A 22,918-nucleotide genomic window follows, 5' to 3' on the forward strand; every position below is an offset into this window, starting at 1 on the left:
GGGGTTAAGACCGGGTTTATCGAGATTGAGGAGAAGCCTCATGTTTGAGAAGATCGAGATGCTGAGAATGGCCCGCGCCATGGGCCTGCACACGCAAAGCCGCCATATCGAGGTGGCGCGCAACATCGCCAATGCCGACACGCCCGGATACCGGGCGCGCGACATGCAGCCCTTTTCGGAGGCCTATCGCAAGGCCGACGGGACGGGGCCGCTGCGGGTGTCGAATGCCCGCCACTTGGACAGCCCCGCCTGGTCGCCCGGCGGCGCGCGGGTGATCGAGACCGCGGGACCGGTCTCGCCCAATGGCAACTCGGTGTCGCTGGAGGATCAGATGGTCCGCGCCGCCGAGGTGAAAAGCCACCATGACCGATCGCTGGCCATCTATCGCTCCGGGTTGGACCTGGTGCGGTCCAGCCTGGGACGCAGGTAAGGAACCACCCCCATGACCGATCCGATTTCGCCGCTGCGCCTGGCAGCGTCGGGGATGCGTGCGCAGACCGAACGCCTGCGCCACACCGCCGAGAACATCGCCAATGCCGACACGCCCGGCTATCGCCGCAAGCTGGTCAGCTTTGAGGAGGCCATCCGCTTCGGCCGCCCGACGGGCGAGGTCGAGGCCGGGCGCATGCGCCTGGACCAGTCGGTGCTGCCGCGCATCCACGACCCCGCGCATCCGATGGCCGACCAGGACGGCTATTACGACGGCTCGAACGTCGATCTGGTGATCGAGCTGGCCGATTCGCGCGAGGCGGGCCGCAGCTACGAGGCCAACCTGCGCATGTTCGAACAGACCCGCCAGATGAGCTCTGCTCTTCTCGATCTTATCCGCCGCTAGAAAGGCCGCCTCCCATGATCACCGGACTGAATGCCGCCAACGCCTATTCCGCCGCCCGCCAGGCCGTGGCCCCGGATGCGCAAAGCGCGTCCCAGACCCTGGCCCGCGTCGGCCAGGCGGCCGAGGATTTCGCCGCCCAGATGGCCCAGGTCGACCAGGTCTCGACCAGCGCGATGATGGGCCAGACCAGCACCCAGCAGCTGGTCCAGACCATCGCCGAGGCCGAACTGACCATGAACACCGTCGTCGCCATCCGCGACAAGGTGGTCGAGGCCTATCAGGAAATCCTGCGGATGCCCGTGTGATGGAAGGGACGCTGTGATGGGAGAGACGGTCCTTTTCGACATGCTGCGCCAGGCACTGCTGATCGCGGTGCGGATCTCGGCGCCGCTGCTGGGGGTGGCGCTCATCGCGGGCGTGGTCATCGGCCTGTTCCAGGCGCTGACCTCGGTCCAGGAGATGACCCTGACCTTCGTGCCCAAGGTCGGGCTGATGCTGGTCGTGTTCTGGGTCTCCATGAGCTTCATGACCACCGCCCTGGCCGATTTCTACCTGGGCGAAATCATTCCCCTGATCGCGGGGCGCTGAGATGGACAACGCCATCTATGCCAGCCTGTCGCGTCAATCCGGCCTGATGGCCGAGATGCGGGTCGTGGCCAACAACATCGCCAACGCCAACACCACCGGATACCGCCGCGAGGGCGTGATCTTTGCCGAACACCTGTCGGCGCTGGACCGTCAGGGCGACACGCTGTCGATGGCGCATGCGCGCGGCCGCCTGCTGGACCTGCAACAGGGGTCGCTGACCCAGACGAACAACAGCATGGATCTGGCCATCGAGGGCGAGGGCTTCTTTCTGGTCGAGGCCCCCGACGGGCTGCGCCTGACCCGTGCCGGCGCCTTCATGCCCTCGCCCGAGGGCGAGCTGATGACCGCCGAGGGCCACCGCCTGCTGGACGAGGGGCAGGCCCCCATCATCCTGCCCGCCGGTGCCAGTTCGGTCGCGGTGGGCCAGGACGGGACGCTGTCGTCGAACGGCCTGCCCTTTGGCCGCATCGGCCTGTTCACCCCGCCCGAGGGCGTGGACCTGTCGCGCCAGAGCGGCACCGCCTTCACCATCGACGGCGCCCCCCAGCCCGTCGAAGAGGGCCGCATCCGCCAAGGCTTTCTGGAGGAATCCAACGTCGATCCGATCATGGAGATCACACGCATGATCGAGGTCCAGCGCGCCTACGAGCTGGGCCAGACCTTCCTGGATCGCGAGGATCAGCGCATCCGCGGCGCGATCACCGCCATGACCCGTTAAGGAGCCGCCATGAGAGCCCTGCAGATCGCCGCCACCGGCATGAGCGCCCAGCAGACCCGCGTCGAGGTCATCTCGAACAACCTCGCGAACATGTCCACCACGGGCTATAACGCCCGGCGGGCCGAATTCGCTGACCTGCATTACCAGCAGGCCGCCCGTCCCGGCAGCGTTACCGCCGCCGACGGCACCGTCATCCCCGCAGGCGTCCAGCTGGGCCTGGGCGTGCGCCCCACCGCCGTCAGCGTTAACCTGCAACAGGGCGCGCTGAACCAGACCGGCGGCGATCTGGACCTGGCCATCGAGGGCGACGGCTATCTGGAGGTGACGCTGCCCGCGGGCATCTCGGGCTATACGCGCGACGGCGGCCTGAAACGGTCTCCCGAGGGGCTGATCGTGACCTCGGACGGCTATCCGCTGGTCCCCAACATCACCATCCCCGACGACGCCCGCGCCATCACCATCAATGCCGGCGGCGAGGTCTATGCCTATTTCACCGACCGGGTCGAACCCGAGCTGCTGGGCCAGTTCACCCTGGCAGGCTTTGCCAACGAGAAGGGCCTGGAGGCGATCGGCTCGAACCTGTTCGTCGAGACGGCGGCCTCGGGCGGGCCGCAGGTGGTGAACCCCGGCCAGGACGGGCTGGGCACGCTGCGCCAGGGCTATCTGGAGGAAAGCTCTGTCGATGCGGTGCGCGAGATCACCGAACTGATCAAGGCGCAGCGCGGCTACGAGCTGAATGCCAAGGTCATCACCGCCGCCGACCAGATGCTCGGCGCGACGACGCAGGTGCGGTGATGCGCGCGCTGGTCCTGATCCTGGCGCTGCTGCCCGGCGCCGTCCATGCGGGCGGCCTGGGCGCGGCGCGCACCCTGCCCGCGGGCAGCGTGATCGGCGCGGGCGACCTGCGCGTGGTCGACACCGACCGCCCCGGCCTGACCGATCCGTCGGCGGCCATCGGCATGCAGACCCGCATCACCATCTACGAGGGCCGCCCGCTGCACGCCAACATGCTGCAGGCCCCCCGCGTGGTCGGCCGCAACCAGATCGTCCGCCTGCGCTTTCAGCGCGGCGGCTTGCGGATCGACACCGAGGGGCGCGCCATGTCGGACGGCGCCGCAGGCGAGCTGATCCGCGTCATGAACATGGGCTCGCGCAGCACCGTCACCGCGCAGGTTCTGCCCGATGGCACGCTGGCCGTGCTGAACTGAAAGGAAAACCTATGAAACCCGCCACCCTGCTGTGCCTGATCCTGGCCGCCTCGGGCTGCGCACGCGCCGTCAATGTCGGCCAGCCGCCGCAGCTGACCTCTCCGCGCGACAGCGAGGAATTCCAGGCGATGACCAACCCGCCCCTGGACCTGACCCTGAATTCGGGCCGCCCCGAGGCCGCGGCCTCGCTCTGGGCCGGGACGCAGTCCTCGCTGATCAGCGACCGGCGCGCGGCCATCCGCGGCGATATCCTGACCGTGGTGATCGAGATCGACGACCGCGCGGAAATCAGCAACAGCAGCGGCCGGACCCGCAGCTCGCGCGAGAACGTGTCCATCCCGCAGATGGTGGGCATCCCGCAGCGCCTGGCCGACAAGCTGCCCGAGGGCGCCAGCTTTGACGAACTGGCCGATGCCTCGGCCTCGTCCTCGTATCGCGGCAACGGCAACATCTCGCGGCGCGACAAGCTGACGTTGCGCGTGGCGGCGACGGTGGTGGACACGCTGCCCAACGGATCGCTGCAGATCGAGGGCACGCAGGAGGTCCGCGTGAACTTCGAGCTGCGCGAGCTGACCGTCAGCGGCTTTGTCCGCCCCGCCGATATCGGCCGCAGCAACGAGATCGCCTATGACCGCATCGCCGGCGCGCGCATCAGCTATGGCGGCCGCGGCCAGATCACCGATGTGCAGCAGCCGCGCTATGGCCAGCAGATCGCCGACATCATCCTGCCTTATTGAGGTGCGACCGTGATACGCAAGATCATTCCCCTGGCCCTGCCCGTCCTGGCCCTCGTGGGGGGGGCGGTCGCCGGCGACATGCTGCGCGCCCCCGCCCCGGACGCCGCCGCATCCGAGCATGCCGGCACCCCCGAGGCCGCGGGGGACGGCCATGGCGCGGCACCGGGCGGCCATGACGCCGCCCCCGCAGGAGAGGCCGCATGGTTCCAGTTCCCGACCCAGTTCTTCGTGCCGCTGGTACGGCAGGGGGACCTGCAGGACGTAATGATCCTGACGCTGACCATGCAAACCGACAGCACCAGCCTGGGCGCCCTGGCGAAAAAGGAACACAGCCTGCGCGACGCGATGCTGCGGGCGCTGATGATCCATGCCAATACCGGCGGGTTCGACGGCAACTTCACCGCCGACCGCAACCTGGCGACGCTGCGCGAAGGACTGCTGCGCGCGGCCCGCGCCGCCACCGACCTGCCGGTCAGCGCCGTCCTGATCGAGGACATCGTCCGACAGCCCGGCTAGGCTTGCCCCGGGCGTCGCAAGACGTCACAACCTGCAGCACCCGGCGCGCGCCCCACGGCCGCGCCGGTTTTCGCATCGGTCGAAAGGGCTGCCATGACCTCTCCTCATGTGGTGATCCTGCTTGCCACCTATCAGGGCGCGGCACATCTGCGCACGCAGCTGGCCAGTATCGCCGGGCAATCCTTCGGGCGCTGGTCGTTGGTGGTGTCGGACGACAACTCGACCGATGGCACCCGCGAGATGGTCGCCGATTTCGCGCAGGATCGCCCGCCGGGGCAGATCCGCCTGATCGACGGGCCGCGCCAGGGGGCCACGGCCAATTTCCTGTCGCTTCTGGATCAGGTTCCCCCAGGCGCGTGGGCGGCGTTCTGCGATCAGGACGACCTGTGGTTCCCCGACAAGCTGGCGCGCGCGGTGGCCGCGATGGCGCATCAGACCTGGGCCGCGCATTACGCCGCGCGCACCATCATCACCGATGCCGACCTGCGCCCGCTGGTCCCCTCACGACAGTTCCACAGGCCCTTGGGGTTCCGCAACGCATTGGTCCAGGCCTGCATGGCGGGCAACACCTCGGTCTTCAATGCCCGGGCGGTGGCCCTGCTGCAGGCGGCGGTCCCGCACGCACGCCGTGCCGGGGTGATTTCGCATGACTGGTGGGCCTATCAGGTGACGGCCGCCCATGGCGCGCAGCTGATCCACGACCCGCAGCCGGCCCTGCTGTATCGCCAGCATGCCCGCAGCGAGGTCGGCCGCAACGATACCGCACCCGCCCTGGCCGCACGGTTCCGCAAGCTGATGGGAGGAGAGTTCGGCACCTGGCTGCGGGCGGGCCATGACAGCCTGGCGCCACTGGACCTGCCCCAAGACAGCCGACTGGCGCTGGCACAGTTGGACCAGATGCTCAGCAGGCCCGGCTTGGCCGCAGTGGCGGCGCTGCGCCGCGGCGGGTTCTACAGACAGACCAGAGCCGCGACGGCGGCTCTGGTCCTGTCGGCCCTGACCGGGGCCCTGCGCGCCTGAGGCGTCATTCGACGATCAGGTCCGCATGCAGCGCCCCGGCCGAGTGGATCGATTTCAGGATGTCGATCATGTCGCGCGGGCGCACCCCAAGGGCGTTCAGCCCGTCGACCAGATCGCTGAGGTTCGTCTCGCCCGCAACCTCGACAAAGCCGATACCGGGTTCCTGCACCATTTCGACGGCAGTGCGGGGGACAGTCACCGTCTCGCCCTGGGCAAAGGGATTGGGCTGGGACACCAACGGCGCCTCGGCCACGCGCAGGGTCAGGTTGCCCTGGGACACCGCGACCCGCGAAATCCGCACCCGCTCTCCGACAACGATCGTGCCGGATTTATGGTCGATCACGACCTTGGCGCGGTCCTCTGGCTCGATCAGCAGGTTCTCGATCCGGCCCACGACACGGGCCGGGTTCACGTCGCCCAGACCACGAAAGTTGACCACGATCGTGCCGCTGTCCAGCGTCACTGCCAGCTGGCGGTTGAAGTCGCGGTTGATCGCATCCTCGACGCGGGTGGCGGTGGTGAAATCGGCGTTGCGCAGCGCGATGCGGATGTCGTTGATCCCCGCAAAGTCGAACTCGACCTCGCGTTCGACGCGGGCCCCGACCGGGATGCTGCCCGTGGTGGGGACACCCTCGACCACGCGGGCGGCATCGCCCTGGGCCGCGGCCCCCCCGGCAATGATCGAACCCTGTGCCACGGCATAGATGTTGCCGTCCGCCGCCTTCAGTGGTGTCATGACCAGCGTGCCGCCCAGCAGGCTCTTCGCATCGCCGATGGCCGCCACCTTCACGTCGATGCGGCTGCCAGAGCGGGCAAAGGGCGGCAGCGTCGCGGTCACGATCACCGCCGCGACGTTCTTGGACCGCAGCGCATCATCGGTGACGTTGACGCCCAACCGCTCCAGCAGGCCGGCCAGCATGTCCTCGGTAAAGGGGGCGTTGCGCATCCCGTCGCCCGATCCGTCCAGGCCGACCACCAGGCCATAGCCCACCAGGTCGTTCCCGCGGACCCCGTCGAAATCGGCCAGATCCTTGATGCGCACCGGAACGGCCAATGCCGACATGCTGAAGGCCAACCACAGGATCAAGGCATGAATGAGTGTCTTCACCGCAAATAATCCACCAGTTTGAGCTTCGACAACCGCGCCGTCACGGCATAGAGCGCTTCCAGCTGGCCCTGCACCTCGGTCAGGGCGGCAGCGGTTTCGAACGGATCGGCGCTGCGGATTTCGCCGCGGGCGCGTTCAAGCGCGTTGAGGCTTGATGTTCCCGTGACCTGGGCGCGTTCGACGACCTGCTGGGCCAGGCCGACGCGGCCCATCTCGCTCAGCATGCTGCTGTCGGCGACTGTCATCTGCAGGCCCGCAGTGGTCATCAGCTGCCGCCGCTCGACCGGATTGCCAGCCAGCGCACCGCGATCCATCACCGCAGCCATCGCCAGCCCTTTCAAGAGGTCGCGCACCGCCGCAGAAGCACCGGTCGTCTCCATCGGAACGGCCACCCCTTCGCCGACCGAGATGCGCTGTGCCGGGCCAAGCGTTCCGTGATAGGCGGTGTCCAGGAACCCGCCGCCACCCTCCGGCGCGTCGAACCAGTCCGACACCGCTTGCGCGACATCGGCGGCCGTGGTCAGGGGCGCGGTGATGCCCTGCAGGATGTCCAGCATCTCGGCCGCGCTGGACAGGGGCACCACGTCGCTGGCCTCTCCCGAGAACAGATAGCGGTTGCTGTTGGTCCCGTTCAGCCGCTGGATGACCGATTCGAAGGCATTGGCGACTTCGGCCGATCGCGTGCCAAGGACAGCAGCATCCCCGAACGGATCAACCGCCAGCGCAAATCCCAGCTCTGTCGTGCTCAGGCGCACCGAAGCAAAGACATCCTGGATCGCCTGCAGGCGGATTGCGGCATCGCTGCCGTTCTGGCGCAGCTGGCTGGTCAGCCGGATGCGGCTCTCGATCTCGTTCAGGGCGCGGGTGTTGCCCTCGAGGCGCTGGCCAACATCGGCCACCTGGCCCGACGCGACCTCCTGGGTCAGCGTGGACAGCGTCGTCTTGATCCGGTTCGAGGCGACCTGCAGGGCGTAGGCTCGGGCTTGGTCGCCGATACTGTTCAGGGTCACTGGCTTATATCCTCAGGATCTGGTTGATCATCTCGTCCACGGCGGACAGCACGCGGGCATTGGCGGCAAAGGACTGTTCGTATTGCAGCAACCGCTGCATCTCGGCGTCGCTGTCCACGCCCTCGGCCATCATGCTGGCCGACAGGGTGGACTGGCGGCTGCTGCGGACCGCCAGATCGGCCTGGGCCTCGACGCGACGCGTGGCGACGCGAGATTCGACGGACCCGAACCGCGATGACAGGCTGCCATTGCCGGTAAAGCCGCTTCCGGGCTGGGCGGGACGCTGCGCATCCAGCGCGTCGACCAGCGCGTTCAGCACCGACGATTGGCCCACCGGCTCGCCATTGGGCGCCTGCAACCCTGATCGAAGACGCCACAGCTGCCCCCCCTGACCCGGATCGACGCTGGCGTTCAGCGCGATCCGCCCGGCCAGCCCGACCAGGGTGGCCGGATCGGCGCGGGCGCCTGCATCGGTGAACAGACCCGCATCTCCGGCACCCAGGGTCGGATCGACCGCAGGGTCGGCCAGGCGCTGGTGCAATTCAAAGGCCATGTCGTCCAGTTCGGACTGCAGTTGGGGGCCCAACTGATCGCGGATCTGGAAATTCGCCGCCAGCGACCCGCCCCCGAACAGCCGCATCTGCGCGGCGCTCAGCGCGGTACCGTTCAGCGTCAGCAGCTCCAGCGGCGCGCCGACCACCTGGCCGGCGGTCACCTGGGCATTGCCTTGGAACCCCAGCCGCGCCGGGACGCTGCCGTCCAGCAGGACCGCGCCCTCGGCCGTGAACAGCGCGACCTTGCCGCCCTCGCGGGTGACCTCCTGCACCGGAACGATCCGGGCGATCCGGTCGATCTGCTGCTGGCGCTCATCCATCAGGGGGGTGGCGTCCTTGCCATCCGCGTCCAGAACCGTAATGCGCGCGTTCAGATAGGCCACACGCTCAAGCGCGGCATTCACCGTGGCCACCTCGCTGGCGATGTCCTGCTGGGCCGTGCTGCGGGCCGCCTGGACCGCGGTCGAGGCCGCGTTCAGTCGACCGGCCAGGGCCGAGGCCGTGCTGACGATCTGGGACAGGCGGATCTCATCGTCGGGGCGGGCGGCGGCGGCGCTCAGCGCGGCCTGGAAATCGGTCAATGCGGTGGACAGGGCCTGCGGCTCTCCGGGCAGGCCCACGATCTTTTCCATCCCCTGGAAGAACGAGGCCCGCGCCGAAACATCGCCGACCGAGGATGCCGCCATCCGCGCCTCGGACAGCAGGCTGGCATTCACGATGCGGGTGATGCCATCGATGCGCACGCCCCCGCCCAGCAACTGGGCGGTCACCACCATCTCGCGCCGGGCATAGCCCGGCGTCATGATGTTGGACAGGTTCGAGGCCACGACCTCGGTCCCGCGCGCGGTGGCGGTCAGTCCCGACATCGCATTCGATATCGCCTTTGCAATGCTCATGTCCGGCCTCCTGCGCGGGCCCCTGCGGGCGGATCAGCGTTTGATATTGGTGGTTTCCTGCAGCATCTCGTCCACCGTCTGGATGATCTTGGCGTTCGACGAATAGGCGCGCTGCGTGGTGATCAGATGGGTCAGTTCCTGGGCGATGTCCGTGGTGGACGCCTCGCGGGCATAGCCGGCGATCGCACCGGTCGGCCCGTCACCCGCATCCCACAGAAAGAAGCCGCCCGAATCGGGCGAGGTCTTGAACGCCTGCCCCTCCATCGCGATCAGCCCGTTCGGGTTCGGCACGTCGACGACGGGAATACGGTACAGCGCCTTGACGAAGCCGGTGTCATAGGTCGCCTTGACGAAGCCCTGAGCATCGACCTCGACACCCACCAGCTGACCGACCGGAGATCCGTTCTTGGTGATATTGGACGGAGAGAAGCTGGCCGCCAGCTGCTTCAGCCCGCTGGCCCCGCCCGGCACGCCGATGACCAGCTCCATATTGCCCCCGCCCACATTCAGCGGAATCGCGCCGGAGGCTTCAACATACGGCCCGAAGGCACCGCCACCGATATCCTCGACAGTCGCCAGCGCGCCGCCGCCCGTCTGACTGTCGTCGAAGGTCACCCGGAAAGTCGAAATCATCGCGTTGTCCGAGGCGCTGTCGCGGATCTCGACCACCCAGCTGTTCGACATGCCGGGCGTTCCGGGCAGATCGGGGGTGAAGGTGATGTCCAGCGATTCGGACGTGCCCAGATTGCCGAAATACTCGACCTTCAGCGGCAGAGGCGCACCCGAACTGCCCGGCAGGGTCTGCGTGGCGGGCAGGTTCGCGCCCAGCATCACCTGGGTGGTGGGGTCGCCCTCGGGGCGGTTCGCCTCGATCCGGATGGGCTGCAGCGCGGCGGCCGTGTCACGCGCGACCAGCGGCATGGTGCCGTCGCCCGCGGTGGGCCAGCCCATCAGCACCAGCCCGCTTTCGTTGCGCAACAGCCCGCTGGCATCGGGACGGAACGCGCCTGTCCGCGTCATCATCAGGGATGGCGCATTGCCGCTGGTCGCGTCGTTCAGCGTGGTCACCGGCAGCATGCCGCGCCCGGTCATCGCCAGATCCAGCGCGTTCGAGGTCGTCACGATGGCCCCGTCCTGCGACACCGACCGGGTGGTCGAGGCGCGCACGCCGCCCGCGGTGTACAGCCCGGCGCCCTGCCCCACGACCAGAGAGTTGAAGGCGGTCTCGACCCGTTTGTAGCCGAAGGTCGAGGCATTCGCGATATTGTCCGAGATCGTGCCGAGACGGGACGAATTCGCCGTCAGGCCGGACACGCCGGCATTCATCGCTGAGGAGATGGACATGGACAGACACCCTTCTGATTTCGGTCTTGTCTGCCACCCTGCCCCGGAACGCTTAAGATAAGGCTAATCGGACCGCCTATCTCAGTAAAATCAGCTCAACCCGGTTGTTCAGCGGGTCCATCGGATTGGGCCGGCGCGGCTTGCGGTCGCCAAAGGCACTGACCCGCTGCACGCGTTTTCCGTTGAATCCCTGCTGTTCCAGCAGGTTGCGCACCGTATGCGCCCGCGCATCCGACAGCGGCCAGACCGGAGAGGCCAGCAGCGTTTCGGGATAGGCCCGCACATGCCCGGTCAGCGCCACGTCGTTGCGCACGTGACCGATCACCCGGGCGATGATTCCCATCAGCTCGCTCAGCGCAGGCTGGGGCTGGGCGGTGTCGTCCACGAACAGCGGCGCATCGGTCAGATCGCCCAGCTCGATCACCAGGCCCTCATCGGTCATGCGGGTGACGACATGCTGCAGCAGGTTGGTCAACTGGGCCGATTCGGCGCCCGTGCCGGTCAGGCTGTCCTGGACCGCTTTGGCGACCTCCTCGAAATCGCCGGCCTTGTCGGTGTCGGGCAGCGGCGCCTCGATCGCGTGGCGCACGCCCTCATCCGTCCCCTCGCCGCCGCCGCTGGTGGTCGAGGAGGGCGTCTGGATCACGGTCGGCGCGAAATAATCGGCCAGGCCCGATTTTTGATCCTCGGTCGTGGCGCTCAGCAGCCACAGAAGCAGGAAGAACGCCATCATCGCGGTCACGAAATCAGCATAGGCCACCTTCCAGGCGCCGCCGTGATGGCCGCCCTCCCCCGAGGCCTCGATCCGCTTGATGATGATGGACGGCCCGTTCAGCCCCTTGCCCGCAGCCATGATGTCACCCTTTGTTCCGGTCAGACTTCCTTGTCGCCGGAGCAAAGGTTTCAAACAAGTTAACGGATCAAATGCGCCCTATTCATAGCTGCGGCGATCCTCGATGACCTTGCCGTCATTGGGCAGGCTGCCGGGCGCCACCAGCTGCACGTCGGCGCGCATCTTCAGCGTCTCCATGACCGAGGCCGCGTAATCGCCGCCCTGCCCCGCCGTCTCCAGCTGGACGGTCATCACGTCCATCTCTCCCTGGCGGTCGGCGATGACGCGGGCGCGCGACACGTCCGCATGGCGCGCGACCAGGGCCGCGACCTGTTCGGGGCGCACGAACATGCCCTTGATCTTGGTGGTCTGATCGGCGCGTCCCATCCATCCCTTGATGCGCATGTTTGTCCGACCACAAGGGCTGGTGCCCGACATCACCGCCGAAAGATCGCCCGTGGCAAAGCGCACCAGCGGATAATCGGGGTTCAGCGTGGTCACCAGGACCTCTCCGACCTCGCCCTCGGGGACGGGATCGCCGGTGCCGGGGCGCACGATCTCGACGATCACGCCCTCATCGACGATCATCCCCTCCAGCGCCTCGCTCTCATAGGCGATGTTGCCCAGATCGGCGGTCGCATAGCATTGCCGCGTCACGATCCCCCGGTCCGCGTACAGCGCGCGCAGCGACGGGAACAGCGCGCCGCCGCCCACCACCGCCTTGGTGAAGGACAGCACCTCGCCCATCTCGTCGGCGCGGTCCAGGATCACCTTGAGGAAATCGGGCGTGCCCGCATAGCAGGTCGTGCCGATATCCACCGCCGCGCGGACCTGCAATTCGGTCTGGCCGGTGCCCGCGGGCAGCACGGCGGCATCGACGGCCCGCGCGCCCGATTCGAACATCATCCCCGCAGGCGTCAGGTGATAGCCGAAACAGTTCTGCACGATATCCCCCCGCCCCACGCCCGAGGCATGCAGGAACCGCCCCAACCGCCACCAGTCGCCCTCGCGGCGCCCCGGCTCATAGATCGGGCCGGGGCTTTGGAACACATGGTCGAATTCGGCGGCCAGCCGGGTGGTGAAGCCGCCGAAGGGCGGCGATTTCTTCTGCGCCTCGGACAGCTCGGCCTTGCGGATCACCGGCAGGCGAGCCAGCGCGGCCCGGTCGGTCACGGATGCCGGGTCCACATCGCGCAAAAGGCGCGCCAGCGCGGGCGCGGTGCGGGCGCGTGACAGCGCCACCGGCAGCGCCGCGGCCAGCGCCTCGGCGCGTTGGCCTTCGTCGCGCGTTTCCAGTTCGTCGTAATATCCCATGATGACCCCCTCAGGCCAGCCAGCGCTTGCGCCGGCGATAGCTGCGCACGTCGCGGAACGATTTGCGTCCCTCGTCCGACATGCCCAGATAGAATTCCTTGACGTCCGGGTTCTCGCGCAGCTGGGCTGCCGGACCCTCCATCACCACGCGGCCATTCTCCAGGATATAGCCCTGATGGGCATAGCGCAGCGCCACGTTGGTGTTCTGCTCGGCCAGAAGGAAGGTCACGCCCTCGCCCTCGTTCACGGCCTTGACGATCTGAAAGATCTGCTCGACCAGCTGCGGGGCCAGGCCCATCGACGGCTCGTCCAGCAGGATCATCTGCGGGCGCGACATCAGCGCGCGGCCCATCGCGGTCATCTGCTGCTCACCGCCCGAGGTGTATCCCGCCTGGCTCTTGCGCCGCTCGCGCAGGCGCGGGAAATACTCATAGACCATCTCCAGGTCGCGCTTGATCGCCGCCGATCCGTCGCGGCGGGTATAGGCGCCGGTCAGCAGGTTCTCCTCGACCGTCAGGTGCTCGAAGCAGTGGCGGCCCTCCATCACCTGGATGACGCCGCGCCGGACCAGCGATGCGGGGTCCTGGGCGGTGATGTTGTCGCCCTGATAGGTGATCGAGCCCTTGGTCACCTCGCCCCGTTCGCTGGCCAGCAGGTTCGAGATCGCCTTGAGCGTCGTCGTCTTGCCCGCCCCGTTGCCCCCCAGCAGCGCGGTGATGCCGCCTTTCGGGACGGTCAGGCTGACACCCTTCAGCACCAGGATGACGTGGTTATAGATGACCTCGATGTTGTTCACATCCAGCAGCGTCTCGCGGTTCTCGGCATCGAACATGGGCGGTCCCCTTGATTGCGGAACCGGCGGCGGGGTAACCGCCGCCGGTCATGGATCAGTTGCAGCGCGCGGTCAGGCCCGCCTCGGCGGCGTAGGCCGCGCTGTCCTCCTGGACCAGCGGGTCCAGGATCTCGGCATCCGGCTCGATGAAGTCGGTGATCAGCGACCAGCTGCCCTCACCGGCGTTCCACTGCTGCACGCGGGCCAGGCCGTCGCCGCCGTGATTCTGGCAGGACAGCGCGATGGGGGCGCCGAAATCGGGCAGGCCAAGCTCTGCCATGCGCTCGGCGGTGATCTCCAGCGCCTCGAAGCCGTCGCGCATCTGCGCGGGCGTGATCTCAGGGGTGCCGGCCAGCTCCTGCGCCTTGGCGATGGCCTCGGCGATCACCAGCGCCGCATAGGCGCCGCGCGAATACAGCACGCTGCCCGCCTGATCCCCCGCACCCGCGGCCTTGCCCGCGTCATAGACGTATTGCTGCAGGTCGTCATACAGCGGATAGTCGCGGCCCACCCCGTGGAAGGTCAGCGCCTTGTAGCCATCCGCCCCGGCACCCGCCGCGCGCACGTCGTTTTCCGATCCCGACCACCAGATGCCGATGAACTTGTCCATCGGAAAGCGGATGTTCACGGCCTCCTGGATCGCGACCTGGTTCATCACGCCCCAGGCATACATGATCACATAGTCGGGCCGGTCGCGGCGGATCTGCAGCCATTGCGACTTCTGCTCCTGACCGGGCGCATCGACCGGCAGCAGGTTCAGCTCGAACCCGTGCTTTTCGGACAGCTCCTCCAGGGTGCGGATCGGCTCCTTGCCATAGGCCGAGTTGTGATAGACCAGCGCGATCTTCTTGCCGGACAGATCGCCGCCCTCCTGCTCCAGGATGTGCTTGACCGCGACCGAGGCCCCGTCCCAGTAGTTCGCAGGCGCGTTGAACACCCATTCAAACACCGAACCATCCTTGGCCGAGGTGCGCCCGTAACCCGGCGTGTACAGCGGGATGCCGTCCTGGCTGATGCGCGGGATCAGCTGATAGGTGATGCCCGTCGACAGCGGGTTCAGCACCAGCGGGTTCTGGGTGCGCAGCGATTCATAGCACTCGACGCCTTTTTCGGTGTTATAGGCCGTCTCGCATTCGGGGACCTGCACCAGCTGGCCGCCGATGCCGCCGTCGCGTTCGTTCAGCAGGGTGAAGTAATCGGCAAAGCCGTCGGCATAGGGGATGCCGTTCGCGGCATAGGGCCCGGTCCGATAGGACATGTTCGGCACGATCAGATCGGCCAGGGCGGGGGTCGCGACCATCATCGTGGTGGCCAGGGCGGCAAGGGTCAGTTTCATTGCGGGTCTCCTCCCAGAGATGCGATGCCGGTTGCCCGGTTCTTCGGTTTAATGCGGAAACGGCCAGAGGCGCAGCTTGTCCTTGGCCAGGCGCCACAGGCGCGCCAGGCCGTGCGGCTCGACGATGAGGAAGGTCACGATCAGCGCGCCCACGATCATCAGCTCGATATGGGCGGCCAGATCGGTGGGCCAGCCAAGCGTACCGACCAGGGTGTTCTTCAGCAGCACCGGCAGCAGGACCAGGAAGGCCGCGCCGGCAAAGCTGCCGAAGATGCTGCCCAGGCCGCCGATGATGATCATGAACAGCACCAGAAAGCTCTTGTTGATGCCGAAGGCCTCGCCGACCTCGGCCGCCCCCAGATAGACCGCGAACAAGAGCGCGCCCGCGATGCCCACGAAGAAGCTGCTGACCGCAAAGGCCGACAGTTTCGCGCGGAGCGGGTTCACGCCGATGATCTCGGCCGCGATGTCCATGTCGCGGATCGCCATCCATTTGCGGCCCAGGCTGCCCCGCGTCAGGTTGCGCGCAAGCCACGCCAGAGCAAAGGCAAAGACCAGGCAGACCAGGTATTTCGCGGGCGCGCTGGCGGCGGGGCCGGTCACGGCCTGGTCGAACACGGTGCGCGTCGGCGCGGTGATCTGGCCCGAGGCCGAGTAGTTGTAGAACCACGGCACCTTGTTGAAGAGCCAGACCAGGAAGAACTGCGCGGCCAGCGTCGCGACCGCCAGGTAGAACCCCTTGATGCGCAGGCTGGGCAGGCCGAAGAGGACGCCGACCGCGGCGGTGATCAGCCCCGCCAGCAGCACGTGGATGGCGATGCTGACATCCGGAAATGCCGTCATCAGCTTGTAGACCGCATAGGCGCCCACCGCCATGAAGCCGCCGGTGCCCAGGCTGACCTGTCCGGCATAGCCGGTCAGGATGTTCAGCCCCATCGCCGCGATCGCGTAGATCAGGAAGGGCACCAGCACCGCATTGGCCCAGTAATCGTTGATGACGAAGGGGATGATGCCGAAAGCCACCGCCAGGATCGCGTAATAGCCCCAGCGGTCCAGCCGGATCGGAAAGGTCTGGCTGTCGTCCCGGTAGCTGGTCTTGAAGTCGCCTGCCTCGCGATAGATCATGCGGTCGTTCCCTGTGCTGCCGTCGCCGCGGGGGCCAGCCCCCGCACCCCCGGGATATTTTTCTGAAGAAGAAGGGGCATGGTCACACCCGTTCGATGATGCGTTCGCCGAACAGGCCCTGGGGTCGGAACACCAGGAAGATCAGCGCCAGCACATAGGCGAACCAGTTCTCGGTCGCGCCGCCGACCATGGGGCCGATGGTGAATTCGAACAGTTTCTCACCCACGCCGATGATCAGGCCGCCCACGATGGCGCCGGGGATCGAGGTGAAGCCGCCCAGCATCAGCACCGGCAGCGCCTTGAGCGCGATCAGCGACAGGCTGAACTGGACCCCCGATTTCGTGCCCCACATGATGCCCGCGACCAGGGCCACGAAGCCCGCGATCGACCAGACCATCACCCAGATGAAGCGCAGCGAGATGCCAACCGACATCGCCGCCTGATGGTCGTCGGCCACGGCCCGCATGGCGCGGCCCTGTTTGGTGTATTGCGCGAAGGCCACCAGTGCTGCGACCAGCATCGCTGCGATCAGCGTGGCCCAGAGGTCCAGCCGGTCGATGAAGAAGCCGTAGCCGAACCAGGTGGCGGTGACCTCCTCGATGCCGTCCGAGATGCCCTGCGGCAGGCCCACGTTCAGCGTCTTGATGTCGGCGCCCCACATCACGTCGCCCAGACCCTCAAGGAAATAGGCAAGCCCGATGGTCGCCATGAACAGGATGATCGGCTCCTGCCCGACCAGGTGCTGGAGGACCAGCTTTTCGATCAGGAAGGCCAGCAGCACCATGACCAGCGCGGTCAGCGCCACGGCCAGCACCGCAGGCACCGTCCAGCCGAAATGGTGCAGCGAGGTCCCGAAGGTCGCGTTGATCAGATGCGCGAAGGGCACCTGGCCGTTCTGGATGCCCACCAGCGTCAGCGCCGCGAACAGCGCCATCACGCCCTGGGCATAGTTGAACACCCCCGACGCCTTGAAGATCAGCACGAAGCCCAGCGCCACCAGCGCATACATGACCCCGGTCATCAGGCCGTTCATCACGACCTCCATGCCGAAAATGAATTGGTCCATCACGCGGTTCCTTTCGGGTCAGTCATGCGGTCAGTCATGGGCCACCCCCAGATAGGCGTCGATCACCGCCTGGTTGCTGCGCACCTCGGAGGGCGTGCCGTCGCCGATCTTCTTGCCGTAATCCATCACGACCACGCGGTCGGACAGGTCCATGACCACGCCCATGTCGTGTTCGATCAGGCAGATCGTGGTGCCGAATTCGTCGTTCACGGACAGGATGAAGCGGGACATGTCCTCCTTTTCCTCGACGTTCATGCCGGCCATCGGCTCGTCCAGAAGCAGCAGGTTCGGCTCGGCCGCCAGTGCACGGGCCAGCTCGACCCGCTTTTTCAGGCCATAGGGCAGACGGCCCACGGGCGTCTTGCGGATATTCTGGATTTCCAGAAAGTCGATGATCCGCTCGACCGCGGCGCGGTTCTCGATCTCCTCGCGCTCAGCGGCCCCCCACCAGAGGGCCTGGGACAGGAACCCCGCCTTCATCTTGTTCAGGCGGCCGGTCATGATGTTGTCCAGGACCGACATGCCTTCGAACAGCGCGATGTTCTGGAAGGTGCGGGCGATGCCCAGACGGGCGACCTGATAGGGCTTCATCGCCGGGCGCACCTGGCCCTTGAAGATCACCTGGCCGTCCTGCGGGTGATAGAACCCCGAAATCACGTTCAGCATCGACGACTTGCCCGCCCCGTTCGGGCCGATGATCGCGCGGATCTCTCCCTGCCTTATGTCAAAGCTGATGTCTTTGATGGCGACCACGCCGCCAAAGCGCAGGGTGATGTTTCGCAGCTCCATCACCACGGGGCCGATCTGGCGCCCGTCGGCGGTGACATAGCCGTCCTGGGTCATCGCGTTCATTGGGCTGCTACCTTCTGGCGGGCCGCGTCGCCGAAGACGCGGGCATCCTCGATGCGCAGGGTCGCGCTGATCGCACCCTTGCGGCCATCCTCATAGGTGACCTCGGTGCGGGTATGGATGCTGGTCGAGCCGTCATAGAGCGCGGTGACCAGGTCGTGGAACTTCTCGGTGATGACGGCGCGGCGGACCTTGCGGGTGCGGGTCATCTCTCCGTCATCGGGGTCCAGCTCCTTGTGCAGCACCAGGAAGCGATGGACCTGGCAGCCCGACAGCATCGGGTCCTGCGCCACGGAGGCGTTCACCGCCTCGACATGCTCGCGGATCTGGGCATAGACCTGCGGGTGGCCCGCCAGCTCCTGATAGCTGCCATAGGCGATGTTGTTCCTTTCCGCCCAGTTGCCCACCGCGGTCAGGTCGATGTTGATCATCGCGGTGCAGAATTCGCGGCCGTTGCCGATGACCACAGCCTCCAGGATGTTGGGATAGAACTTCAGCTTGTTCTCGACATATTTGGGCGCGAACATCGTGCCGTCGGCCATCTTGCCCACGTCCTTGGCGCGGTCGATGATGCGCAGATGGCCGGTCGCCTCCTCGAAGAACCCGGCATCGCCCGTTGCCACCCAACCCTCGGCATCCTTGGTCGATGCGGTGCTGTCGGCGTTCTTGTAATATTCGACGAAGGTGCCGGGGCTGCGGTAATAGACCTCTCCGTTATCGCCGATGCGGACCTCGACGCCGGGGCTGGGCACGCCGACCGTATCGGAGCGCACCTGCCCGTCGGGCTGCTGGGTGATAAAGACCGACGCCTCGGTCTGGCCATAAAGCTGCTTCAGGTTGATGCCCAGGCTGCGGTAGAAATCAAAGATCTCGGGGCCGATCGCCTCTCCGGCGGTATAACCCACGCGCACGCGGCTGAGGCCCAAGGTGTTTTTCAGCGGCCCGAACACGAACAGCTTGCCAAGCGCATAGGCCAGCTTGTCGCCAAAGCTGACCGTCTTGCCGTCCAACAGCGCGGGGCCGGCGCGATGCGCCACTGCCATGCCGCGCTTGAACAGCCAACGCTTCATGCGGCTGGCATCCTCCATGCGGATCATGACCGATGTCAGCTGCGTCTCGAACACGCGCGGCGGGGCAAAGAAATAGGTCGGGCCGATCTCGCGCATGTCGGTCATCATCGTGTGCGCCCCTTCGGGGCAGTTCACGGTAAAGCCGGACCACATCGCCTGACCCATCGAAAAGATGAAATCGCCGACCCAGGCCATCGGCAGATAGGCCACGATCTCCTCGATCTCGGTCAGGTTGTCGAATTCGGCGGTGTTGCGGGCGGTCTCGATGATGTTGCGGTTGGACAGGACCACGCCCTTGGGCTTGCCGGTCGTGCCGCTGGTATACAGCATCACGCAGGTGCTATCGTAATCCAGCCCCGCAATGATCGCGTCCAGCCGCGGCCCCAGCGTCGCCGCCCCGGCGCGGCCCTGCGCCTGTACGTCTGCCAGCGACGCCATGTTGTCATGGTCGTATTTCCGCAGGCCCCGCGCGTCGGTGTAGATGATGCGGGCGCTGGCGCCGGTGGTCTGCTCGACCTCCAGCACCTTGTCGACCTGCTCCTGATCGCCGCACAGCACGAAACGCGCGCCGCAATGGTCCAGCACATAGGCCATCTCGGCCGCGACCGCGTCCTGATAGAGCGGCACCGGCACCGCGCCGCACATCTGCGCCGCGATCATGCCCCAGTAATGCGCCGGGCGGTTGCGCCCGATGATCGCCATGTGATCGCCGGGCTTCAGCCCCTGCGCCATCAGGCCCATCGCCAGGGCGCGGATCTGATCGGCGGCCTGGGACCAGGTCCAGCTCTGCCAGATCCCGTATTCCTTTTCGCGATAGGCCGGCCTGTCGCCGAACCGGGCGACGTTGCGCGCCAGTAGGGCGGGCACGGATTGCAGGTCGCCCGGGGGCGTTGTGTGAACGGTCATCTGTCCTCCCTCAAGGCGCTGTTGCACCCGGCCGCGCGGCACCTCCCCGTGCTGTTGCGGCCCGGTCAGCTTTGGCCCCAATCCTTGCGCCAGTTTTGCCCGATTCCAACAAAATGTTACGCCGCTTTCGCAAAGGCCCCGCCGGTGCTAACGCTTTGCCCCGGAGGAGACCCCATGACCCAGCCCGCCGCACCGATCACCCCGGAGGCGATCCGCGACGACCTGACCCTGTCGGGGCTGAACCTGATCGGGCAGGCGCTGTCGATCTTTGACGCCGATCTGCGGCTGGCGGTGGCCAACCGGCAGTATCAGGCGATGTTCGATCTGCCCGACGCGCTGACCCGCCCCGGCACGCATTTTGAGGACACGATCCGCTATCTGGCCCGGCGCGGCGAATATGGCCGGGTCCAGGACCCCGAATCGGCGGTGGCGCTGCGCGTGGCGCAGGCCCGGACCTTCCAGCCGCATTACTTCGAACGCGAACGCGCCGATGGCCGGTGGGTCGCGGTCGAGGGGGCACCCCTGACCCAGGGGGGCTGGGTCACCGTCTATACCGACATCACCGACATCAAGCGCCAGGAACAGCTGCTGCGGGCGCGCTCAGACGCGCTGTCCGAACAGGTGCTGCTGAATGCCGAACGGCTGGCGGCGGCGAACCGCAAGCTGGCCGCGACCAACGCCGCCCTGTCCGAGGCGCAGCGCATCCTGACCCGGACCGAGGCCCGCACCCGCCAGGTGACCGAGATGGTCCCCGCCCATATCGCCCATATGGACGCGCAGCTGCGCTATACCTTTTCCAACCGGCGGCTGCCGGTGGTCTTTCCCGGCGCCGCGGGCAACATCGTCGGCCTGACGCTGGAGGAGGCTCTGGGGGCCGCCACGGCCCGCACCCTGCGCCCCTACATGGAGCGCGCGCTGGCCGGCGATCCGCAGGTGTTCGAGATCACGCACCCCACCTCGGGGCGGCGCATCCGCATCGCGCTGACGCCGGACCGCGACGGCCAGGGGGTCTATATCCTCTCCACCGATGTCAGCGCCGAGGTCCAGTCGCGCGAGGCGCTGGCCCATGCCGCGCGGCGCAACTTGGCGGCGCGGCTGACCAGCGGCATGGCGCATGATTTCGGCAACCTGCTGACGATCATCCTGGGCCTTCAGGCGCGTCTGGCCGCCCGCGATCTGCCCTCTGATGCGGCCGAGGACGTCCAGGCGACGCTGGCCGCCGCCCGGCGCGGGGCGTCCCTGCTGGACCGGCTGGCGCAGATCACCGGCGCGCGCGAACCCGCGCTGGAGCCCACCGACCTGCCCGCGCTGCTGGACGATCTGGCGGTTCTGGCACGCCCGTCGCTGGCCGAGGGCACGCGGCTGGACCTGGCCGTGGCCCTGCCGCCGGGACAGCTGCTGCTGGACCCCGGCGCGCTGCAGGATTCGCTGCTGAACCTGGTGCTGAACGCGAATGCGGCGATGACCGCGCCGGGGGTCATCACGCTCAAGGCGCGGCGCAGCGGCGATTGGCTGGAGCTGTCGGTCGGCGATACCGGCCCCGGCTTCACCCCCGAGGCGCTGACGCGCGCGACCGAGCCGTTCTTCACCACGAAAAAGGGTCAGGGGTCGGGCCTGGGCCTGTCGATGGTCTATGACCAGACCAAGATGGTCGGCGGCACGATGCGCCTGTCCAACGGGCCACGCGGCGCGCAGGTGATGCTGCGCCTGCCCTGGCGCCCGGTGACGCGGCGGATGGTGCTGCTGGTCGAGGATGACGACCTGATCCGCGCGCAGGTCCGCGACCAGCTGACCGGTCTAGGTCATGCGGTGATCGAGGCCGCGTCTCTGTCCGAGGCGCGGGCGCTGACCGACCTGCCCGATCTGGGGGTGATCCTGTCGGACATCCAGCTGGGCGACGGGTTGGGCGTCGAGATGGCCCGCGTCGCGCCGGGCGGGGTGCCGCTGATCCTGATGACCTCGCTGCCGCCGGGGGACCCGTTGCGCGATCTGGCGCCGGGGCCGGTGCTGACCAAACCCTTTTCGCAGGCCCGGCTGGCGGCGGCGCTTTCCGCGCTCCGGCCCTCAGCTGAGGATACCCCATGACCGAAGTCCCCCTGATCGCCATCCTGGACGACGAGCCCGAGATCCGCCGCCTGCTGTCCGCCGCGCTGGAACAGGCGGGGTTTCGCACCCAGTGCTTTGCCCGCGCGACCGAGTTCGAGGCGGCACTGCGCCGCATCACGCCCGATGCCTGCCTGATCGACCTGGGCCTGCCCGACCGGGACGGGCTGGCGCTGGTGCACAGGCTGGCCTCCGATTCGGGGGCGGTGATCATCATCGTGTCGGGGCGCGCCCAGGTGCAGGACCGGGTGACGGGGCTGGAGCTGGGGGCCGACGACTACATCACCAAGCCGTTCGAGCCGGCCGAGGTCGTGGCCCGCATCCGCGCCCGCCTGCGCAAGCCCGCCCAAGGCACGGCGCACCGCCCCCAAACCCTGCGCTTTGCGGGATGGACCGCGGATTTCGACCGCTATCTGCTGGCCGCGCCCGACGGCACGGAAACGCCCCTGTCCCACGCCGAGGCCGAGGTCCTGCGCCTGTTCACCGACAACCCCCGCCGCCTGATCACCCGGGCGCAGATGCTGGAGACCCTGGGCGGCTCGGCCGGCGACAGCTTTGACCGCGCGATGGACGTGCGCATCTCGCGGCTGCGCACGAAGCTGGGCGAGGACCCCAAGAACCCCCGCCTGATCAAGACGATCTACGGCGCGGGCTACATCTTCCTGGCCGAGATCGCCTGATCCCCGCATCTCGGCCACAGGCCTGAACCGACGTCGCCCTCTGCCCTCCGGGCGGTGGCGGCGAAAGCCGGCCCCCATCGAGGGGGCCATCTTTCGCGGCGGGGGCGATGCCCCCGCGGGCACCCCCCGCATGCGCCTTACCCTGCCGTGCCTCGGCTGGCGGGATATCCCCGCAGGGGGGTCCGGGGGGACGGGAAGTCCCCCCGGCGCGGGGCGGGGCGCCTACCCCCCCCCCGGGTAAGGCGGCGCGGGACCCACCGCGGATGGGCGT

At 67.5% G+C, this 22,918-nt stretch carries 24 protein-coding genes; 12 read left to right on the forward strand and 12 right to left on the reverse strand.

What is annotated here, in order from left to right; genetic code table 11:
• Window positions 1-40 precede the first annotated feature (40 nt).
• From FA740_RS00300 to FA740_RS00345, 10 genes are all read left to right on the forward strand, one after another.
• On the forward strand, window positions 41-430 hold the full coding sequence (locus FA740_RS00300; RefSeq protein ID WP_136854776.1) for a FlgB family protein: 390 nt from the start codon (window positions 41-43) through the stop codon (window positions 428-430).
• A gap of 12 nt (window positions 431-442) precedes the next feature.
• Window positions 443-835 (forward strand): flagellar basal body rod protein FlgC, encoded by a 393-nt coding sequence (gene flgC, locus FA740_RS00305; protein WP_136854777.1) that lies wholly within the window; start codon window positions 443-445, stop codon window positions 833-835.
• 14 nt (window positions 836-849) lie between these two features.
• Complete coding sequence (gene fliE, locus FA740_RS00310) at window positions 850-1,140, forward strand: flagellar hook-basal body complex protein FliE (RefSeq protein WP_136854778.1); 291 nt, start codon at window positions 850-852, stop codon at window positions 1,138-1,140.
• A 16-nt stretch (window positions 1,141-1,156) separates the two neighbouring features.
• On the forward strand, window positions 1,157-1,423 hold the full coding sequence (locus FA740_RS00315; protein WP_136854779.1) for a flagellar biosynthetic protein FliQ: 267 nt from the start codon (window positions 1,157-1,159) through the stop codon (window positions 1,421-1,423).
• 1 nt (window position 1,424) lies between these two features.
• Window positions 1,425-2,141 (forward strand): flagellar hook-basal body complex protein, encoded by a 717-nt coding sequence (locus FA740_RS00320; protein WP_136854780.1) that lies wholly within the window; start codon window positions 1,425-1,427, stop codon window positions 2,139-2,141.
• Window positions 2,142-2,150: 9 nt separating this feature from the next.
• A complete protein-coding gene (gene flgG, locus FA740_RS00325) occupies window positions 2,151-2,936 on the forward strand; it encodes a flagellar basal-body rod protein FlgG (protein ID WP_136854781.1) in 786 nt (261 codons plus the stop codon).
• Window positions 2,936-3,349 (forward strand): flagellar basal body P-ring formation chaperone FlgA, encoded by a 414-nt coding sequence (gene flgA, locus FA740_RS00330; RefSeq protein WP_136854782.1) that lies wholly within the window; start codon window positions 2,936-2,938, stop codon window positions 3,347-3,349. The genes flgG and flgA overlap by 1 nt, the downstream gene beginning before the upstream one ends.
• 11 nt (window positions 3,350-3,360) lie before the next feature.
• Window positions 3,361-4,086 carry a flagellar basal body L-ring protein FlgH gene (gene flgH / locus FA740_RS00335; RefSeq protein WP_136854783.1) on the forward strand — a complete coding sequence of 242 codons (726 nt, stop codon included), beginning with the start codon at window positions 3,361-3,363 and terminating at the stop codon, window positions 4,084-4,086.
• Between the two features lie 9 nt (window positions 4,087-4,095).
• Entirely contained in the window at window positions 4,096-4,602 is a 507-nt protein-coding gene (locus tag FA740_RS00340) for a hypothetical protein (RefSeq protein WP_136854784.1), read from the forward strand.
• Window positions 4,603-4,695: 93 nt separating this feature from the next.
• Window positions 4,696-5,622: a glycosyltransferase gene (locus FA740_RS00345; protein ID WP_136854785.1), complete on the forward strand. Its 927-nt coding sequence runs from the start codon at window positions 4,696-4,698 to the stop codon at window positions 5,620-5,622.
• A 4-nt stretch (window positions 5,623-5,626) separates the two neighbouring features.
• On the opposite strand, the gene FA740_RS00350 is transcribed toward FA740_RS00345, so the two are convergent.
• From FA740_RS00350 to FA740_RS00405, 12 genes are all read right to left on the reverse strand, one after another.
• Entirely contained in the window at window positions 5,627-6,664 is a 1,038-nt protein-coding gene (locus tag FA740_RS00350; protein WP_409596254.1) for a flagellar basal body P-ring protein FlgI, read from the reverse strand.
• A gap of 62 nt (window positions 6,665-6,726) precedes the next feature.
• Window positions 6,727-7,740 carry a hypothetical protein gene (locus tag FA740_RS00355; RefSeq protein ID WP_136854787.1) on the reverse strand — a complete coding sequence of 338 codons (1,014 nt, stop codon included), beginning with the start codon at window positions 7,738-7,740 and terminating at the stop codon, window positions 6,727-6,729.
• Window positions 7,741-7,744: 4 nt separating this feature from the next.
• Window positions 7,745-9,190: a flagellar hook-associated protein FlgK gene (gene flgK / locus FA740_RS00360; protein ID WP_136854788.1), complete on the reverse strand. Its 1,446-nt coding sequence runs from the start codon at window positions 9,188-9,190 to the stop codon at window positions 7,745-7,747.
• A gap of 33 nt (window positions 9,191-9,223) precedes the next feature.
• The gene (locus FA740_RS00365; protein WP_136854789.1) at window positions 9,224-10,534 is read right to left on the reverse strand and encodes a flagellar hook protein FlgE; all 1,311 of its coding nucleotides are present in this window, start codon (window positions 10,532-10,534) and stop codon (window positions 9,224-9,226) included.
• A 76-nt stretch (window positions 10,535-10,610) separates the two neighbouring features.
• Window positions 10,611-11,387 carry a flagellar motor protein MotB gene (locus FA740_RS00370; RefSeq protein WP_136854790.1) on the reverse strand — a complete coding sequence of 259 codons (777 nt, stop codon included), beginning with the start codon at window positions 11,385-11,387 and terminating at the stop codon, window positions 10,611-10,613.
• A 78-nt stretch (window positions 11,388-11,465) separates the two neighbouring features.
• Window positions 11,466-12,680: a phenylacetate--CoA ligase family protein gene (locus FA740_RS00375; RefSeq protein WP_136854791.1), complete on the reverse strand. Its 1,215-nt coding sequence runs from the start codon at window positions 12,678-12,680 to the stop codon at window positions 11,466-11,468.
• 10 nt (window positions 12,681-12,690) lie between these two features.
• The gene (locus FA740_RS00380; protein ID WP_136854792.1) at window positions 12,691-13,512 is read right to left on the reverse strand and encodes an ABC transporter ATP-binding protein; all 822 of its coding nucleotides are present in this window, start codon (window positions 13,510-13,512) and stop codon (window positions 12,691-12,693) included.
• Window positions 13,513-13,567: 55 nt separating this feature from the next.
• Complete coding sequence (locus FA740_RS00385) at window positions 13,568-14,848, reverse strand: ABC transporter substrate-binding protein (RefSeq protein WP_136854793.1); 1,281 nt, start codon at window positions 14,846-14,848, stop codon at window positions 13,568-13,570.
• Window positions 14,849-14,896: 48 nt separating this feature from the next.
• Window positions 14,897-15,973 (reverse strand): branched-chain amino acid ABC transporter permease, encoded by a 1,077-nt coding sequence (locus FA740_RS00390; RefSeq protein WP_136854794.1) that lies wholly within the window; start codon window positions 15,971-15,973, stop codon window positions 14,897-14,899.
• An 82-nt stretch (window positions 15,974-16,055) separates the two neighbouring features.
• Window positions 16,056-17,039 carry a branched-chain amino acid ABC transporter permease gene (locus FA740_RS00395; protein WP_420873122.1) on the reverse strand — a complete coding sequence of 328 codons (984 nt, stop codon included), beginning with the start codon at window positions 17,037-17,039 and terminating at the stop codon, window positions 16,056-16,058.
• A 30-nt stretch (window positions 17,040-17,069) separates the two neighbouring features.
• Window positions 17,070-17,891, reverse strand: a complete 822-nt coding sequence (locus FA740_RS00400) for an ABC transporter ATP-binding protein (RefSeq protein ID WP_136854795.1) — start codon at window positions 17,889-17,891, stop codon at window positions 17,070-17,072.
• Window positions 17,888-19,864 (reverse strand): AMP-binding protein, encoded by a 1,977-nt coding sequence (locus tag FA740_RS00405; RefSeq protein ID WP_136854796.1) that lies wholly within the window; start codon window positions 19,862-19,864, stop codon window positions 17,888-17,890. The genes FA740_RS00400 and FA740_RS00405 overlap by 4 nt, the downstream gene beginning before the upstream one ends.
• A 174-nt stretch (window positions 19,865-20,038) precedes the next feature.
• Between FA740_RS00405 and FA740_RS00410 the strand changes: the two genes are divergently transcribed.
• The gene (locus tag FA740_RS00410; RefSeq protein WP_136854797.1) at window positions 20,039-21,949 is read left to right on the forward strand and encodes a hybrid sensor histidine kinase/response regulator; all 1,911 of its coding nucleotides are present in this window, start codon (window positions 20,039-20,041) and stop codon (window positions 21,947-21,949) included.
• Window positions 21,946-22,647 carry a response regulator transcription factor gene (locus FA740_RS00415; protein ID WP_136854798.1) on the forward strand — a complete coding sequence of 234 codons (702 nt, stop codon included), beginning with the start codon at window positions 21,946-21,948 and terminating at the stop codon, window positions 22,645-22,647. Before FA740_RS00410 ends, FA740_RS00415 begins: the two co-directional genes overlap by 4 nt.
• The last annotated feature ends 271 nt before the right edge of the window (window positions 22,648-22,918 follow it).

Source organism: Paracoccus hibiscisoli (assembly GCF_005048265.1).
GTDB classification, from domain to species: domain Bacteria; phylum Pseudomonadota; class Alphaproteobacteria; order Rhodobacterales; family Rhodobacteraceae; genus Paracoccus; species Paracoccus hibiscisoli.